A 16,102-nucleotide genomic window follows, 5' to 3' on the forward strand; every position below is an offset into this window, starting at 1 on the left:
GAAGGACGCCATTCTAGAGGCGCCGCGCTTGCCGGGTCAAACCGGTTCGTTCCGGTTCCCGTCCCCCATGCGCACGACATGCTCCCGGACGTCGTCGGCGATCTTTCGGTAAACCTGGACGCGGGACTCCTCGGCGCCGTCCGCGAAATACCGCTCGGTCCTGATGGGCTTGCCGAAAGTCACTTCCAGCCGTCCGGGACGGGGAAGGGTGCGGCCCGCAGGCAGCGCCTGATAGGCGCCGTCGATACGGACGGGGACGATCGGCACCCTGAGTTCCCGCGCGATGAGGCCGAGACCCGGCTTGAAGGATCGAAGCTCACCGGTCCGCGATCGAGTGCCCTCCGGAAAGATGAGAACGGGTTCCCCTTCCTGCAGGATCGTTTGGATGGTGCGGAGTCCCTCCAGCGAGGTTTCCTCCCGTTCGATGGGCACCACGTTGAGAAAGGTGCTGAAAAACCAGGCGCGAACGGCGTTGTTGAAGAAGTAGTCGCGGGCGCCCAGAAGATGGAGCTTTTTGGCTTGCCTGGTCCCCAGGGCCCCGGCCAGGGCGGCGATGATGGCGCCGCTGTCGAGATGGCTGGAATGGTTGGCGGCGATGATGTAGGCCTCGTCCCGGGGAAGACGTTCCGGAAAACGCAGCCGCAACCGGAAATAGCTTGCGTAGAGGAGCCGCAGAGCGGAGAAGGAGAGCCCGAGGAAGGCTCGGTCGACGGACGGGCGCTGTGACCACGGCAAGGCGGACCGGACGGCGGGCGCGCCGCCGGCACCGTCTGCAGTTGCAGCCATGCCTTCCCGGACCGCATCGACCAGATCGCCAAAGCTCACCAGGGAGGCGACGCGCTCTTCCGGGAGAGAGATGCCGAACCGATGCTCCAGTTGAATCAGCAGCTCCATGGCGGCGAGCGAATCCAGGCCCACGTCGGTGAACAGATGGGAGTCGGGCGTGATTTCCGCTGAGGGAATCCCCGAGATCCGGCTCAACTCCCGAGTCAGCTCCGTGGCGACGTCACTGCCGCGGGGACGCGCCGCCCGCCCGCCGCGAGCTCGAGAGCGGGCGACGCTCCGGTGCACGTTCTGCAGGATCACGTCGCGGGCGAGCGAGCCGTCGCCGCGCCTCGGGAGGGGTGTTTCCGAAAGATGAATGTGCTGCAGCCGCTGATATCCCGGAAGCTGGCGGGCCAGGGCGCGAGTCGCCCGCTTCATGGCCCGGGGCCATTCCGCCGCGGCCACGTCCCGCAACGTCTCCTTCCCGGGCACGATGACCGCATGGACATCTTCGGTCAGTCCCTTGGGAGTGCCCACCACGCAGATGTCTTCAACGGCCGGAACGTTGCGGTAGATGGCCTCCAGGTCCACGGGGTAGACGTTCTTGCCGGCCCCCGTGACGATGACGTTTTTCTTGCGCCCCGTGATGTAGAGGTATCCGTCCTCGTCCACCCATCCCAGGTCCCCGGTGTGGAACCAGCCGTCCCGCATCACGGCCCGGGTGGCTTCCGGGTTCTTGTAGTAACCCTGCATGAGGCTGGGCGTACGGACGATGATCTCCCCTTCTCCCCGGTCATCGGCCTGAAAAATCCGCAATTCGGTCCCGGGCAAAGGCTTGCCGGCCGAGCCGCGGCGGCTTCGATTCAGTGGGTTGACCGTGAGGACCGGCGCGGTCTCGGTGAGCCCGTAGCCCTCGTAGATCGTCAGCCCCAGGGCCTTGAAGTCATCGTAGAGTTCATCTCCGAGAGAAGAGCCGCCACTGACGAAGGCTCGGATCCTGCCCCCGAATTCCTGGTGCACCCGGGCGAAAATCTGCCGTCCCAGGTTCTTCCCGAAAGTCTTGTCGATGGACTTGCTGAGTTGGCGCGACTTGGCCACCAGGTTGGACTTCAGAGACGACTTCGAGGCGCGCAGTGTGCGCCGGTTGATGTCGTCGCGGATCAGCGCGTAGAGACTGGGGACGCCCAACATGCAGGTGGTGCCCGTCTCTCTCATGGTCTTCAGGATGACTCTTGGCTTCAGGGAGTGCAGGTAGGTGACGGTCGCGCCGCCAAACAAAGGGGAAAGAAAGCCGCAGGTGAACTCCAGAGCATGGTAGAGAGGGAGTACCGACAGGATCTGATCCGTCTGCTCCGCCGCCAGGTAGCGGTTCATGCCGTGGAGATTGCTCAGGAAGCTGGAGTGCGTGTGAACGGCGCCCTTGGGGTCGGCTGCCGTGGTCGTGGTGAAGATGATGGAAGCCGGGTCCCCGGCGTCGACCTCCACCGGGCGGCCGCCGGCGGGCGGGGAAACGGGTCCCACGGCGCCGGTGCTGCGCGGGTATTGCGGGAGGCCGAACGGTTGGGCCAACTCGTTGATGTTCAGGATTCGGATCGGGGCCTCGCCGGATTCATTGCGTGCCATGCTCTCAGGGGGCAACCGCTCGATGGAGCGTGCCGAAGCCAGGATGGCCCGGGCCCCTGTGAAGCGGGCGACGGACCAGACTTCACGGTGCCACGACTGCGAATCGAGGGGAACGACGACGAGTCCTTGAGAGGCCGCCCCGAGGTACGCGACACCCCAGTCCGGTTGGTTCTCCGCGAAGAGCACCACTCGATCTCCTTTGGCGAGGCCTTCGGTCCGGAGTTGCCGGCCGACGGTCGCGGCCCGGCGCTGAAGATCCGAGTAGGTATAGCGGATCCACTCGCCGTTGCGCTGCATTTGCAGCGCGGTCTTCGCGGAGTATCGGGATACGCTGTAAGCGAGGAGGTCGTTGATGGTCGAGACCGATCCGCCTTCGCCGGACGGTTGGACGTTCGGCTCCAGCGTGCCGGCTCCCTCCATCTTCAAGATGAATTTCTTGACTCCCGGGATGTGGATGTTCTGAATGTAGTGGCGCCAGTTCAGGCGCGTCACGTCGAAGTTGAAGGCTTCCCGCTCCTCCTGGGACATGGTGTCCAGCAGGCCCATCGTGTTCTCGATTCCGAAGCGGCAATTCAGGTTCAGATACGGTTCGTAGATCTCTCCGTAGTAGTAGAGTTTTTCGTGCGCGGCCTTCAGCGCCGAAAGGCGCCGCTTGTAGCGCTGGACGCCGCCCGGCGAGTCGAGTTCGGAGAGCTTGTCCAAGGCGCCCGACACCAGGTTCAGCGGCAGCGCCTTGAGTCGATGTTGCAAGCGGAAAATGGCCGGCTTCGGGAAGCGGAGGTAGCGAATGTTGATGGGCCGCCCCGCCTTGTCGAACATGGGGTTTCTTTTGAAATAGCGGTAGATGAGATCGTAGAGGTAGCCCAAAGTGATGGGATTGCAGGATCCGGTGGCCACCTGGTAGATCTGGACACCGGTCGCGTTCGAGACGGCGGGAAGGGACGCCAGCAACGCGTTCACCACCATATCCACGGGCACCAGGTCGATGATGACCTTGGGGCTCAGGGGCAGGGCCCGGAGTCGGCCCTTGCCGATGGCGGCGATGAGTGGATCGGCCATGCGCAGGCCTTCGAGCCATCCGGGGCTGGGCTCCGAAAAACCGCTCTCGATGACGGCGGGGCGAATGATGATGGTGGGTGCGCCGTTCCGGGTGCGCAGGACGATCCGTTCGCCGATGGACTTGGTGTAGGTGTAGGTGTCGTTCCAGCCCCGCTCGCGAGCCCAGCTCATCCCTTCCCGGGAGAGCTCGTTCTGGATCCACTTCTTGCGGAGGTTCTCGATCTTCTCCCGCCTCCGGACGTTCCGCCCCCCCTTGGACCGCTTGAATCTCCGCAGCAGCGCCGCCGCGAATTCCCGCTCCCGTTCGGGCGCATAGGCGCGCTCGCGGACCGAGTCGAGGATTTTCTCGATGCGTTCGATGTCCAGGTCCACGTCGCTGAAGGCGCGCGCCGGAAAGGGCTCGCCGCCCCCGGCCGGAGCCTCCGGGATCGTTTCCGGAACCGACCCGACGACGGCGCCGCACACATAGGCGGTGGAGACGTGCACCAGGACACAGTCGTCACAGGACTGGGCAAAGCGGGCCACCCGTTGAGCGCCCAGCACATTCAGGTGGTAGGCCTCATCCAGCGGAGCGTCGAAGGAGACGACGGCGGCACTGTTGATGACGACGTCGGTTTCGCTCTGAAGGCGCTGCCGTGTCTCCTCGTCGATGTTCAGGTCGTCTCTGGACAGATCGCCCGAGACCGGGACCAGTTTCTCTTTCAGAAAGGCCGGAAAATCGTCGCCGAGCCTGCTTCGGAGCCGGTCGAAGCAACTGGCTTGGCAGAGTTCCCTTTCCAGTCTCATCCGGGCGGTCACGACCGCGCCGCGCAGGTTCGTTCGCGGGCGGATCAGGACATAGACCCGCTTGACGCCGGGCACGGACCAGAGGATTTTCTCGACCAGGCACTGTCCCAGGAAGCCGGTGGCTCCGGTGATGAACAGTGTTTTGCCCTTGAGATATTCGCCTACCGAGTTCATTGACAGCACCCCGAAAACATCCGGGTTCGAACCGTTGCGCCGCCCTGAAAATGTTGTCTGCAGCGGCTCCGTCAACTCATCAACGCATGGGAGAGATTACGCGGACGCTCTCTCCCCCGCAAGCTTTCCGGGTCCGTGACGATGGTGGCCAGGGGCGGACAAAATCCACTGAACGCGAGACTTGTGGGGGTGGCCGCGCTTTGCTGTAATGCGGCTTCCGGCAGGCGTGGACCCCGGGGTCGGGACCCCGCGCCTCAGGCAAAAAAACGAGGGCGGGTTGTGAAGCTTGGCGTGCTCGCCGGCACCGGACAGGAAGGCCGAGGCATTGCGCTGCGTCTTGCGAAGGCGGGGTGCGAGGTCCTGCTCGGATCCCGGAGGCGGAGCCGGGCGGCCGGGGCGGCGTCGGAGTTGAATCGTCTGCTGGGGGATGGAGCCCGGATTCGGGGCGCCCTGAACCAGGAGGTGGCGGCGCGATCCGCAGTTCTCTTTGTGGCGTCTCCTTTCGCGGCGGCCGCCGATCTCGTCGCCAGGTGCTCACCGCACGCTGCCCCTGAAGCCACCTGGGTCGATGTCACGGTGCCGGTGTCGTTCGACTCCGGTCGGGTTCGATTGGCCTCCCTGGAGGCCCCCTCCGGCAGCGAGCAAGTGGCCGCGGCTCTTCCTGATCCGGATGCTTTGGTGGCGGCGCTGAAGACGGTTCCGGCCCGCCTCCTGGGCGAGGTCGCGGCGCCTCTCGACTGCGATGTCTTCGTCTGCGGGAACTCGGTGCGCCGGAAGTGCGAAGTGGCGGAATTGCTGAGCCCATGGCCCGGAGTCCGAACGGTGGACGCCGGCCCGCTCGAAGTGGCTCGGACGCTGGAGAGAATGAGCGCCCTTCTGATCGGCATCAATCGCCGATACCGGGTTCACGGGTCGCGTTTCCGCGTCGTGGGGCTTTGAAGATCCGTGGCGCCCGTCCCTCCCCGTGTCGAGATCGGCGATGAGTTTTCGAGGCCGGACGCCGTTCCCGTGGTGGCGTTGGCCGGAGGCGTCGGTGCCGCAAAGCTGGTCTGGGGTTTGGCGCTGGAGGGGCTCGGACGCCGCCTGTCCGTCGTGGTCAATACCGGGGATGACCTGGAGGCCGTCGGGCTGCGGATCTGCCCGGATCTCGACACCATCACCTACACCCTGGCGGGGCTGTCCAACCGGACCTGGGGCTGGGGCATCGAGGGAGACACGTTCCGCTGCTTGAATGCCCTTGGCCGCTTGGGTGCGGACACCTGGTTCGGCTTGGGAGACCAGGACCTGGCAACCCATCTCTGGCGAACCTCCCTGTTGAACCAGGGCTGGGGCCTGGCGGCCGTGACCGCACATATCTGCGAAGCGCTGGGGGTGGAGGTTTCGGTCCTGCCCATGGCCGAAGGCTACGCGCCGACTCTCGTGGAGACCGATGCCGGCCGCCTTCATCTCCAGGAATACCTGGTCAGGGAGAAGTGCGGTCCCCGGGTCCGGGGATTCGAGTACACGGGTTTGGATTCACAACGCCCCGCCCCGGGAGTGGAGAAGGCCATACGAAACGCCCGGATCATCGTCATCTGTCCCAGCAATCCCTTCATCAGCGTGGGACCGATTCTGGCGGTCCCCGGAATCAGGCAGGCGGTGGCGTCGAGTCCTGCCTTGGTGGCGGCGGTCAGTCCCATCGTCGGCGGGCGGGCCCTCAAGGGACCGGCGGCGAAAATGCTCGAGGAACTGGGGCATCCGGTCTCGGCCGAAGGGGTTGCCCGGATCTACCGGGGTCTCTTGGATGTCTTCGTGTTGGACGAACGCGATGCCGGAAGCGCGCTGGCCATCGAAGGTCTGGGCATGCGGGTCGTGGTCCGAAATACGATCATGGACACCCCCAGCGCGAAACGGGCGCTGGCACGCGCTCTCTTGCGGTTGGTATGAACGTCGTTCTGTTGCCGGTCAAGGAATTGGCGCAAGCCAAACGGAGAATGGCGCCCTGGCTGTCCCGCCGGGAAAGGGCTGGTCTGGTCCGGGCCATGTTGGAGGATGTGGGCCGGGCGCTGGCGAGCGCGAGATTGCCGGACAAGGTGGTGGTGGCCGGCCGGGACCCTGAGCTTGCGGCCTACGCTGAACGACGCCGGTGGGAGTTCATTCGGGAGTGGTCCCAAACCTCCGAGAGCCGCTCCGTGGATGAGAGCGCAATCGCGCTGCGCCAGCAGGGAGCAACCTCCGTTCTCAGGGTGCCGCTTGACGTCCCCCTCATCGAGGGGCGTGACGTGGACACTTTGCTGGGGCGTCCGTTGGCCGCTCCGGCGGCGCTCCTGGTGCCCTCACGGGACGGCCGGGGCACCAATGCCTTGCTGAGAATGCCTCCGGATGCATTTCCGTCCCGCTTCGGCCGTGACAGCCTGCGCCGGCATCTGGCAGAGGCGCGCCGCGCCCGGGTTGACGCCACCGTGTTGTCGAACCCGCGGTTCGGCCTGGATCTGGACGGGCCCGAAGACCTGGTGCGGTTCTGGCAGGGAAAGGGGGGAGCGGCGACCAGGGGCTATCTCGCCGAGAGCGGTCTCGCCGCCCGCCTGGCCGGGAAGGGGTGGAGCCTTCATGGGTGACGGCGGCGTGCGCATCCTGGCCATCCCGGGGCTCCCGGAGGTGAAACGGGGGGACGCTCTGGGTCCACTCCTGTTGGAGGCGCTGAGGGGGATCCCATTGCGGGTCCGCTCAGGGGATATTCTGGTGCTGGCTCACAAGATCGTTTCCAAGGCGGAAGGGCGGACGGTGCCTCTGGCGGCGGTCGCCCCGTCTCCGTTGGCCGACTCCTGGGCGCGTGAATGGGGCCGTGATCCCAGGGTGGTCGAATTGGCCCTCACCGAGAGCCGGAGGATCGTGAAGATGGATCGCGGCGTCCTGCTGGCTGAAACCAGGCACGGGTTCGTGTGCGCCAATGCCGGTGTCGATCTCTCCAACAGTCCGCAGGGAACGGCCACCCTGCTTCCGGAGGATCCCGACCGCTCCGCGGCCGCCATCAGGGATTGCCTGATCGAGGCGACGGGTTCTGACTTGGCGGTGATCATTTCAGACACTTTCGGCCGGCCCTGGCGCGAGGGACAGGTGAACGTGGCCATCGGCATGGCGGGGGGAATGCCGTTGTCGGACTATCGGGGAAGGAAAGACGGGTTCGGCCGAACGTTGCGGGCCACCTGCATCGCCCGAGCCGACGAAATCGCCTCCGCCGCGGAGCTGGTGATGGGAAAACGGCGCCGGGTGCCGGCGGCGCTGGTCCGGGGAGTGAGCTTGGAAGACGGGCCAGGCGACGGATCGAGTCTGGTGCGTCCCGCGGAACGGGACCTGTTTCGCTAGTTCTCCGCGGTGAAAGTCCCACGCGTCCGCCCGCCCGGGGCGGCGCCGCGGCTGAAGCGAAACTTCCGCGACCGGGTCAACTGGGCATAGGAGCCGAAGCGGTTCCGGTCGCCGTCCCGCAGGGAGTCCAGCGGATGAGGCCCGTCTTCATCGTCGCCGGTGAAGGTGCGCAGAGTCCCGTAGAGCGTGTTCCGTTCCGCCGGGACTCTGCCCGCGTCGCGAATCACGCGATGCAGCTCTTCAGGGGTCACCAGTTGGCCATGACCGGCCCCGGCGGCGGTGGATATGCTCTCGTTGATCAGCGTCCCCCCCAGGTCGTTGCCGCCGGCCGCCAGGCAGAGTTGCGCCAGCTTCATCCCTTCCTTGACCCAGGAGACCTGGAGGTTGGGAATGTCCTTGTCCAGCGCCATCCGGGCGACGGCGTGGACCTTCAGAACCTCCCAGCCCGTGGGACCGGGCCGGAGATTGGGCAGCCGTCTGCTCTGGTAGAGGGGCGCCTCCGTGTGGACGAAGCCCAAGGGTACGAACTCGGTGAAACCGCCGGTCTGGCGTTGGATGGTTCTCAGGTGCGCCAGGTGCCGCGCAATGTGGACCGGGGTTTCAAGGTGGCCGAACATCATGGTGGAGGAGGTTCGGATGCCGAGGGAGTGGGCCGTCGAAATGACCCGGGTCCATTCTTCACTGCTGATGCGCCCGGGCGAGATGAGGTCGCGCAGGTCGTCGTCCAGGATTTCGGCGGATGTGCCGGGGAGGCTGCCGATCCCCGCATCGCGGAGTTCCGCCAGGTAGTCCCGGACCGGCATCCCGGAGCGCTGGCACCCGTACGAGATCTCCTCCGGCGAAAATGCGTGGACGTGCAGGCCCGGCAGGGCGTCGGTCACGGCCTGGCAGATGCGGATGTAGAGGTCACCCGGCATGGCGGGAGGCAGCCCGGCCTGGATGCAGACCTCCGTAGCGCCGAATTTGCGCGCCTCGCGGGCCCGCCGGACAATTTCGGACACGGGCAGCAGATAGCCTTCGTCGCTGCGGTAGGTTCGGCTGAAGGCGCAAAAACTGCATTTCTTGGCGCAGACATTGGTGAAATTGATGTTGCGGTTGACCACGTAGGTCACCCGGTCGCCGACGGAACGGCGCCTCAGAGAGTCGGCGGCTTCGAGGAGGGCGAGAAACTCGGGTCCCTGGCACTCCAACAGCCGGACCAAATCGGGAACCGCCAGGTCGCGGCCCTCCAGCGACTTGCCCAGAATCCGGGCGACGTCGACTCGAACGCCGCTCAGCGTCCGCTCCGGATCAACCGGCACCGGCGGCCTCCACGGCTGAAACCGGGGTCTGCGCCCGGAGGGAGGCGGCCGGGAAATACCCGTCCGGGTCCGCCTCGGCCCGCAGCCGGGAGCGGAGAGCCGACGGCAGGAATGAAGAAGGCTCCCGAATGTATTCGGGATAGACGGGAAAGCGGGCCTTGAGCCGGAAGCCGCGCGATTCGGTTTGACTGGCCAGGGCGGCGATTCGGGGCCAGGGGGCCTCGGGATTCACGAAGTCGATGGTCAGCGGAGAAATGCCGCCCCAATCGTTGATTCCGGCGTCGAGGTAATTCAGATAACGAAGACTGCGGGCCGAGAGATTGGGAGGCGCCTGCAGGTTGGCTGAGCCGCCCAGAATCAGACGGGCGCGTGAGAGCGTTTCCATCATCTCCCGGCCGGTTGCACCCGGCGTTGCCGCCATGGGAGTTCCCGGCTTGGGGACGAAGTTCTGGATGATGAATTCCTGCAGGTGGCCGTACCGGCTCTGAAGGCGCCGGAGCTGGTGAAGGGAGTCGACCCGGTCCTGGGCGGTTTCCCCGATTCCGACCAGAAGTCCGGTTGTGAAGGGGATCTTCAGTTCGCCGGCGTCCCGAAGCACTCGAAGTCGCAACCGGGGGTCCTTGGTTGGATTCCGATGATGCGGGCCTCCCGGTTCGCAGAGTCGGCGGCTCGTGCTTTCCAGCATCAGTCCCATGGACACGTTGACCTGTTTCAGGGCCGCCAGCTCGCCCCGGGTGAGAATGCCGGGATTGCTGTGGGGGAAGAGGCGGCTCTCCGCCAAAACCAGCGAGCACATGTCGTAGAGATACTCGATCGTGCTGTCGTATCCGTGCCGGCGAAGCCAGCGGCGCGCTTCCGGGTAGCGCCGCTCCGGCCGGTCGCCCAAAACGAAAAGGGCCTCGCGGCAGCCCAGTTCCTCCCCCCGGCGAACGACGGTGAGAACCTGGTCCGGGTTCAAGTAGGGTGGGAACTCGTCATTGGCATCCTTCCGGAAGGCGCAGTAGCCGCAACGGTCACGGCAGAGGCGGGTCAGGGGGATGAAGACTTTGGGCGAAAAGCTGATGGTCCGGCCCTTGACCCGGTCGCGCAGGCGCGCGGCGGCGCGGCAAAGCGTTTGCACGGACTCCGGGAGCCGCCGTTCCCGCGTCTTGGCCATTCCAGCGTGATGGTAGCAGCCGCCGTCCAGCCGGAAAAGAGCTAAAATACCGGCACGGAGGCACTTCTCGTCTGGTGACGGGCCTGGTCTTCAAAATCAGTCGGGCCGCGGCGGGAGCCGGGGCCGGTGGGTTCGATTCCCATGTGCCTCCGCCGGATGGCGCTGGGCCGGAGGTCGGACGAGAGCGGAAATGGAGGTTTTTTTGGACGCGGATCTGCACGACAAGCGAAATGCGACCCGAGTCGCCATTCAGGGAGAACGTGGATCGTTCAGCGAGGAGGCGGCCATGCAGATGGTCCCGGGGCCCGTGGAGTTTCTCTGCTGCCGGACTTTCGACGAAGTCTTCCTGCGTACGGCCCAGGGAGAATGCGGCTGTTGCGTCATTCCCATAGAGAATTCCCTGGCCGGGTCGATTCACCGGAACTACGATCTGCTGGTCCGTCACGGATTGAGGATTCGACAGGAGACGAATCTGCTCGTCCAACACAGCCTGATCACGTTGGCCGGGAGCGCCTTCGAGGACGTGAAGACGGTCCGCTCCCATCCGGTGGCATTGGATCAGTGCGAGCTCTTTTTCGAGCGCCATCCGCATCTGGTGCGGGAAACCGGCTACGATACGTCCGGAAGCGTCAAGGAGATCGTCGAGGAAGGCCTCCGGGACCATGCCGCCATCGCCGGCAGGAACGCTGCACGGTTCTACGGCGCGAAAGTCCTGATGGAGCGGATCGAGGACCGAGAGGAGAACTTCACCCGTTTCTTTCTGCTCTCGAGCAAATCCTCGGTATCCGAAACCGCGGATAAGACCTCCGTCGTCTTCAGTTTCAAGAATGCCGCCGGGGCGCTCTTCAAGTGTCTGAGCGTCTTCGCCCTGAGGGACATCGACCTGACCAAGATCGAGTCCCGTCCCATCCATGGCCGTCCCTGGGAGTACCTGTTCTACCTCGACTTTCTCGGGAACACCGGCGAGACGCGGGTGCGCAACGCGTTGGGGCACCTCGGCGAGCTGACGGAGGTCCTGACGGTGTTGGGCTGCTATCCTAGGGATGCGACGCATGAAAAGAAGGGCATGTAGCCGCGCCCGCGGAGCGGATAGGAATGGAATGCCAGCCCGTCGTAAAAGTCGTCACGGTATTTGACCGTCCCTGCACAGGTTCGGACTGCGTTGCGATTGGGGAGTATCAGGAACGGTTGACGAACCCGGTGAACGCCCCTCCCCCGCTTCGTGGTATCATGCCCCCGAATAGTTGACACTTTGCAGTTCCGAGGGAGCGGCGATGGATTTGGCGTTACAGTGTCGATTGCTCCCACGAATCTTCAATCGCCCGGGCGGGGATCTTCCCGGGGGGAGCGGAACGTAGCGGGTTGCCGCAAGCGTGCTCCCGGAACTGTAGGGCTCGGTGCGAACCGTTTCCTATAAAATCCCCATAGCATCTGGTTCCTTTCGACGCGGGCGGAGACCGAGATGAAGCGAACCTTTCAACCGAACAATCGCCGTCGCAAGAAGAATCATGGGTTCCGGGCGCGCATGGCGTCGCCTGCGGGCCGCGCAATTTTGAGGCGGCGACGAGCCAAAAAGCGGACGATGCTTTCGGTGAGCGGGTGAAACAGTTTGGTTTCTCCTGGGAAGAGCGCCTGCACACCCGGAAAGAATATCTAGCCGTTTACCGGAACGGGTACAGGGTCTTCACGCCCTACTTCGTCCTCTACTTTCGTGAGAACGGGCGGACGCGCAGCCGGCTGGGGATCGCCGCGTCCCGCAAGGTGGGTCCGCCGGTGGTGAGAAACCGCATCCGGCGTCGCCTGCGGGAGAGCTTCCGCATGAACAAGCGGGGGATTCTTCCCTGCTCCGACGTCGTGGTCAATGTTCGGCGTGGCGCCGTGGCGGCGACCTTCCAGGAACTTCAAGGAGAGTTTCTTCGAATGGTTTCACGCTGGAACGGAAGGAGGCAGGGGGCGTGAGGCGGTTCCTGACCGGATGGTTGCGTCTGTACCAGAAGTTCGTCTCTCCGTTCTTGCCTCCGTCCTGTCGATTTCACCCCACCTGTTCGGAGTACATGCGCCAGGCAATTCAGAAAAAGGGAGTGCTCAAGGGGATGCTGCTCGGGCTCAGGCGAGTGGCTTGTTGTCACCCATGGCACGCTGGAGGGTTCGACCCTCTTCCGTAGAGGCCGGGCCGCGAGCGGCGCAATTCGTGGATTGGTTTAGACGATGCAGGGTGGTCAAGGACCGGAACAGATGGACATGGAGAAGCGCCTCCTTATGGCGATGCTTCTTTCCATGGCCGTTCTGCTGCTGATTCCCTTCCTCTACCAGCGGTTTGAACCGCCTCCGCCTCCGGCCGTTGTGGAAACGCCTGAGGAGCAGGAGGTTGAAGAGCAGCGGGCCGAGCCCGAACCGCCTCCGGAGCGCGTTTCCCGGGAAACTCCCCCCAGCAGCGAGCCCTTGAGTCCAACCCAGGGGCAGGATCGCAAGATTCAGGTCGAGAATGACGACATGGTGCTGACCTGGAGCAGCACCGGCGCCCGGCTGGAGAGCGTGCACCTCAAACGGTATTCGAATGAGTCGGGCGAGCCTGTCGAGCTGTTGGTGCAGGGACTCTCCGAAACCTTCCCCAGACCCATGCAATTGCGTCTGGATGATGAAGAACTGGATCTGGAACTGGCCACCTCCCCGTTCGAAGTCGCGGGAGCGGCGGCCGGCCGGGTGCAGGCGCCGGCGCAGATTGCATTCAGCTACCGGAGCCAGGGCCTTTTGGTGGAAGAGGAGATCAGCATCCCCGGATCGGGGCACACGTTGGATGTCCGGACACGGGTCGAGCTCGGGGGAAGGCCGGCATCTTATTCGGTCCTGTTGGGGCCGGGCATCGGAGAAGCGGACCCGGAGGGAGGCGCTTCTACCGATTTCTGGTGGCCTGGCGTTGCCTACCACGCAGCGGGGTCGATGGAAAAGTACGAGGCTTCCGACCTGGCCGAGGGAGCCCACCGGATCGAGACGGCTGCCCGATGGGTGGCTGTCGACAGCAAGTACTTCACCTGCGTCGTGGTCGGGCCGGGAGAAATCCGCGCGGCGCGTCTTTCGGCGGTCCCTTTGGCTGGGTTGGACGGCAGCGAGGCCGATGAAACCACACTCGTATTGGGAGAAGCCGAATTCAGGGGCACGGCGCGGTACACGTTGTTCCTGGGGCCCAAAGACCAAGAGGAGCTGGTCCTCGCCGACCCCTCATTGGGGGACATCATCGACTATGGCTGGTTCGACCTTCTGGTGAGGCCCCTGCTCTATTGCCTGAAGCTGACCTATGCCTATGTGGGCAATTACGGCGTTGCCATCATCGTTTTAACCTTCCTCATCAATCTGGCTCTTTTCCCGCTGCGCTACAAGCAGATCGTGTCCATGAAGAAGATGGCCGAGCTTCAACCCAAGGTCCGCTCCATCCAGGATCGGTACAAGCGGATGAAGCGCACCGACCCCAGGCGCCAGCAGATGAATGCGGAAATGATGGGGTTGTACAAGAAGCATGGTGTGAATCCATTGGGCGGGTGCCTGCCGCTCGTGATCCAGATGCCCTTTCTCTTCGCCTTCTACCGGATGCTGGATTCCTCCATCGAATTGCGGGCGGCGCCGTTTATGGGCTGGATCCAGGATCTTTCCCGGCACGACCCCTACTACATCACCCCTGTCGTCATGGGGGCGAGCATGGTTGTGCAACAGAAGATGACGCCTGCGGCGGGAGATCCGATGCAGAGGCGCATGATGATGTTGCTGCCGGTGGTCTTCACATTCTTCTTCTTGAACCTGTCCAGCGGCCTGGTGGTTTACTTTCTGTTCAGCAACCTCTTTGCTATGATGTTCCAGGTTTTGATGCAGAGATGGAAGCCTGAGTTGGCCCCGAAGCGTAAGTCCTCCCCCAAGAAAACCAGGAAGAAGTGATGGAGTCCCGGTCCTGGAGACCTCCGTCCGGAGGCCAGTCCGGGCGTCGCCGGGAGCACTGGCGCCGTCCGCGAGGGCGCCGCGGACCGGACCGGCCCTGGAAGGCTCAGCCGAAGGTAGACAACGGCGAGATCCTGGCCAGCTCGGAGATGTTTCTGACCAACTTGTTGAAGAGGATGGACCTGGAACTCTCCTTCGAATCGAGTCTCGATGACGACCTGATCAGTTTTCGCCTCAGCGGACACGACAGCGAGTTGGTTCTTGCCAACAACGCCCGTTTCCTCTATGCGGTGAACCACCTGCTGAACCAGATCTACTACCGTAAGTCTTTGACAGGCTGTAACTTCTGGGTCGATTGCGATGGTTATCGCACGGATCGGGACGGGGAGTTGAGGCTGCTGGCGGGCCATGCCGCCGAGCAGGTGCGGCTCACCGGCCGGGAGTTCGTCCTCCAGTCTCTGCCGGCGGCCGAGCGGAGAATCATCCATTTGAGCTTGGCCGACGAGCCCGGAGTTCGGACTGAAAGTGAAGGCACGGGACCCAATCGGCGCGTCATCATCTACGCCACTTCCTGACGCCACCGAACCGTACAGTGAAACCATAGTTGCGGCGGCCACACCCCCGGGGCGCGGCGCCATCAAGTTGATTCGCGTCAGCGGTCCGGCCAGCCGCAACCTGGTGGGCCGGCGGCTTCCTCCCTCGCTGAACCGGCCATGGAGACCCCGGCATTCATCGTTGACCGACTTTCTGGACCGGGACGGGAAGCGAATCGACCAGGTGCTGGTGACGTTTTTCGCGGCTCCGGCCTCGTATACCGGGGAGGATGTGGTGGAGATTTCCTGTCATGGAAGTCCGGCCGTGGAGGCGCAGATCGTGAGTGGTCTTCTGGAAGCGGGCGCCCGGCTGGCTGAACCGGGAGAGTTTACGTTGCGTGCGTTTCTCAACGGGAAGATGGATCTGGTCCAGGCGGAGGCGGTTCGCGATCTGATCCGAAGCCAGACGGTCCACCAGGCGCGCGTCGCACGGGACCAACTGGATGGCAAGTTGTCGCGGTTGCTCCGGTCGGCGAAGGAACGCCTGGTGCGGATCATCTCCCACATGGAAACCGGATTGGAATTCGTTGAAGATCCCGTGGAACCCGACAGCCGGGAGGATTTGCTTCGGGACTTGCGGCGGATCGTCGGCCGCATCGGCCGCCTGGAGGAGACATTTCGGGTGGGGCGGGTTCTCCGGGATGGATTCACAGCCACCATCGTCGGTCGTCCGAACGCTGGTAAGTCCAGTATTTTCAATGCGTTATGTAGATATGACCGAGCGATTGTGAGCACTCTCCCCGGGACCACCAGAGACGCCATCGACCAAACGGTGGATCTGGAGGGCATCCCGATGCAGTTGGTGGATACGGCAGGAATCCGAACAGCGCGAAGCCCGGTGGAGCGGCTCGGTGTTCGAAAATCATTGGACTACGTCGGCGCTTCGGACTTGACTTTGTTCGTGGTCGATCGCAGCAGAGGCTTCTCGGCGGAGGACGCCAGAATCTGGACGGAGCTCAAGGATACGCCCTATCTGTTGGTGGTGAACAAGGTGGACCTGGAGGCGGTGGTTCGAATTCCATCGGAACTGGAGTCGGGCGCACGCTGCAGGTCGGACGTTTCCGCCCTGACGGGGGAGGGGCTGGACGTCCTCAGGCGGGCGATCCGGAAGGCCGTGGCGCCCGAAAGCGACTGGGAACGGGAACGCGTCGTGATCACCGAGCTCCGGCACAAAGAGTGTCTGCAGCGTGCCCGGCTGCGGCTCTGCGAGGGAATGAAAGGCTACCGGGACGGTCTGAGCGAAGAGTTTCCGCTCTACCATCTGCGGGGCGCCCTGTCCGAACTGGACGCTGTGACGGGCGAGACGACAGTGGAGGACCTGCTGGGACAGATCTTCAGCACGTTCTGCATTGGGAAATAGCGAGAGGAAGGGC

The 16,102-nt window shown here is 64.1% G+C and carries 14 protein-coding genes and 1 tRNA gene; 12 read left to right on the forward strand and 3 right to left on the reverse strand.

Annotated features, from left to right (window positions below; all coding sequences use genetic code 11):
- Positions 1-36: 36 nt before the first annotated feature.
- Positions 37-4,407, reverse strand: coding sequence for an AMP-binding protein (locus OXT71_12925; protein MDE2927294.1), 4,371 nt, complete (start codon positions 4,405-4,407; stop codon positions 37-39).
- A gap of 279 nt (positions 4,408-4,686) precedes the next feature.
- On the opposite strand from OXT71_12925, the gene npdG reads away from it, so the two are divergent.
- Genes npdG through cofE form a run of 4 tightly spaced genes read left to right on the forward strand, consistent with a single transcriptional unit; the run spans position 4,687 to position 7,752 of the window.
- Positions 4,687-5,346, forward strand: a complete 660-nt coding sequence (gene npdG, locus OXT71_12930; protein ID MDE2927295.1) for an NADPH-dependent F420 reductase — start codon at positions 4,687-4,689, stop codon at positions 5,344-5,346.
- A gap of 6 nt (positions 5,347-5,352) precedes the next feature.
- Positions 5,353-6,333, forward strand: a complete 981-nt coding sequence (gene cofD / locus OXT71_12935) for a 2-phospho-L-lactate transferase (GenBank protein MDE2927296.1) — start codon at positions 5,353-5,355, stop codon at positions 6,331-6,333.
- Positions 6,330-7,004 carry a 2-phospho-L-lactate guanylyltransferase gene (cofC, locus tag OXT71_12940; protein ID MDE2927297.1) on the forward strand — a complete coding sequence of 225 codons (675 nt, stop codon included), beginning with the start codon at positions 6,330-6,332 and terminating at the stop codon, positions 7,002-7,004. Before cofD ends, cofC begins: the two co-directional genes overlap by 4 nt.
- Complete coding sequence (gene cofE / locus OXT71_12945; protein MDE2927298.1) at positions 6,997-7,752, forward strand: coenzyme F420-0:L-glutamate ligase; 756 nt, start codon at positions 6,997-6,999, stop codon at positions 7,750-7,752. The genes cofC and cofE overlap by 8 nt, the downstream gene beginning before the upstream one ends.
- Here cofE and cofH read toward each other — a convergent pair.
- Together cofH and cofG are read right to left on the reverse strand one after the other, a co-directional pair.
- Entirely contained in the window at positions 7,749-9,053 is a 1,305-nt protein-coding gene (cofH, locus tag OXT71_12950; protein MDE2927299.1) for a 5-amino-6-(D-ribitylamino)uracil--L-tyrosine 4-hydroxyphenyl transferase CofH, read from the reverse strand. The two genes, cofE and cofH, sit on opposite strands and share 4 nt — an antisense overlap.
- Positions 9,043-10,173: a 7,8-didemethyl-8-hydroxy-5-deazariboflavin synthase CofG gene (gene cofG / locus OXT71_12955; GenBank protein MDE2927300.1), complete on the reverse strand. Its 1,131-nt coding sequence runs from the start codon at positions 10,171-10,173 to the stop codon at positions 9,043-9,045. The genes cofH and cofG overlap by 11 nt, the downstream gene beginning before the upstream one ends.
- A 92-nt stretch (positions 10,174-10,265) precedes the next feature.
- On the opposite strand from cofG, the gene OXT71_12960 reads away from it, so the two are divergent.
- The 8 genes from OXT71_12960 (at position 10,266) to mnmE (ending at position 16,089) form a co-directional block, all read left to right on the forward strand.
- Positions 10,266-10,361, forward strand: a tRNA-Sec gene (locus OXT71_12960).
- Positions 10,362-10,399: 38 nt separating this feature from the next.
- Positions 10,400-11,281, forward strand: a complete 882-nt coding sequence (gene pheA, locus OXT71_12965) for a prephenate dehydratase (GenBank protein ID MDE2927301.1) — start codon at positions 10,400-10,402, stop codon at positions 11,279-11,281.
- A 390-nt stretch (positions 11,282-11,671) separates the two neighbouring features.
- Positions 11,672-11,812, forward strand: coding sequence for a 50S ribosomal protein L34 (rpmH, locus tag OXT71_12970; GenBank protein ID MDE2927302.1), 141 nt, complete (start codon positions 11,672-11,674; stop codon positions 11,810-11,812).
- Positions 11,809-12,168: a ribonuclease P protein component gene (rnpA, locus tag OXT71_12975; protein MDE2927303.1), complete on the forward strand. Its 360-nt coding sequence runs from the start codon at positions 11,809-11,811 to the stop codon at positions 12,166-12,168. The genes rpmH and rnpA overlap by 4 nt, the downstream gene beginning before the upstream one ends.
- Positions 12,165-12,374, forward strand: coding sequence for a membrane protein insertion efficiency factor YidD (gene yidD / locus OXT71_12980; protein ID MDE2927304.1), 210 nt, complete (start codon positions 12,165-12,167; stop codon positions 12,372-12,374). Before rnpA ends, yidD begins: the two co-directional genes overlap by 4 nt.
- Positions 12,375-12,468: 94 nt before the next feature.
- Positions 12,469-14,136, forward strand: a complete 1,668-nt coding sequence (gene yidC, locus OXT71_12985) for a membrane protein insertase YidC (protein ID MDE2927305.1) — start codon at positions 12,469-12,471, stop codon at positions 14,134-14,136.
- Positions 14,136-14,711, forward strand: a complete 576-nt coding sequence (locus OXT71_12990) for a hypothetical protein (protein MDE2927306.1) — start codon at positions 14,136-14,138, stop codon at positions 14,709-14,711. The genes yidC and OXT71_12990 overlap by 1 nt, the downstream gene beginning before the upstream one ends.
- Positions 14,662-16,089 (forward strand): tRNA uridine-5-carboxymethylaminomethyl(34) synthesis GTPase MnmE, encoded by a 1,428-nt coding sequence (gene mnmE / locus OXT71_12995; protein MDE2927307.1) that lies wholly within the window; start codon positions 14,662-14,664, stop codon positions 16,087-16,089. The genes OXT71_12990 and mnmE overlap by 50 nt, the downstream gene beginning before the upstream one ends.
- Positions 16,090-16,102 lie beyond the last annotated feature (13 nt).

The sequence above is a fragment of the Acidobacteriota bacterium genome, assembly GCA_028874215.1.
Lineage (GTDB): Bacteria > Acidobacteriota > UBA6911 > RPQK01 > JAJDTT01 > JAJDTT01.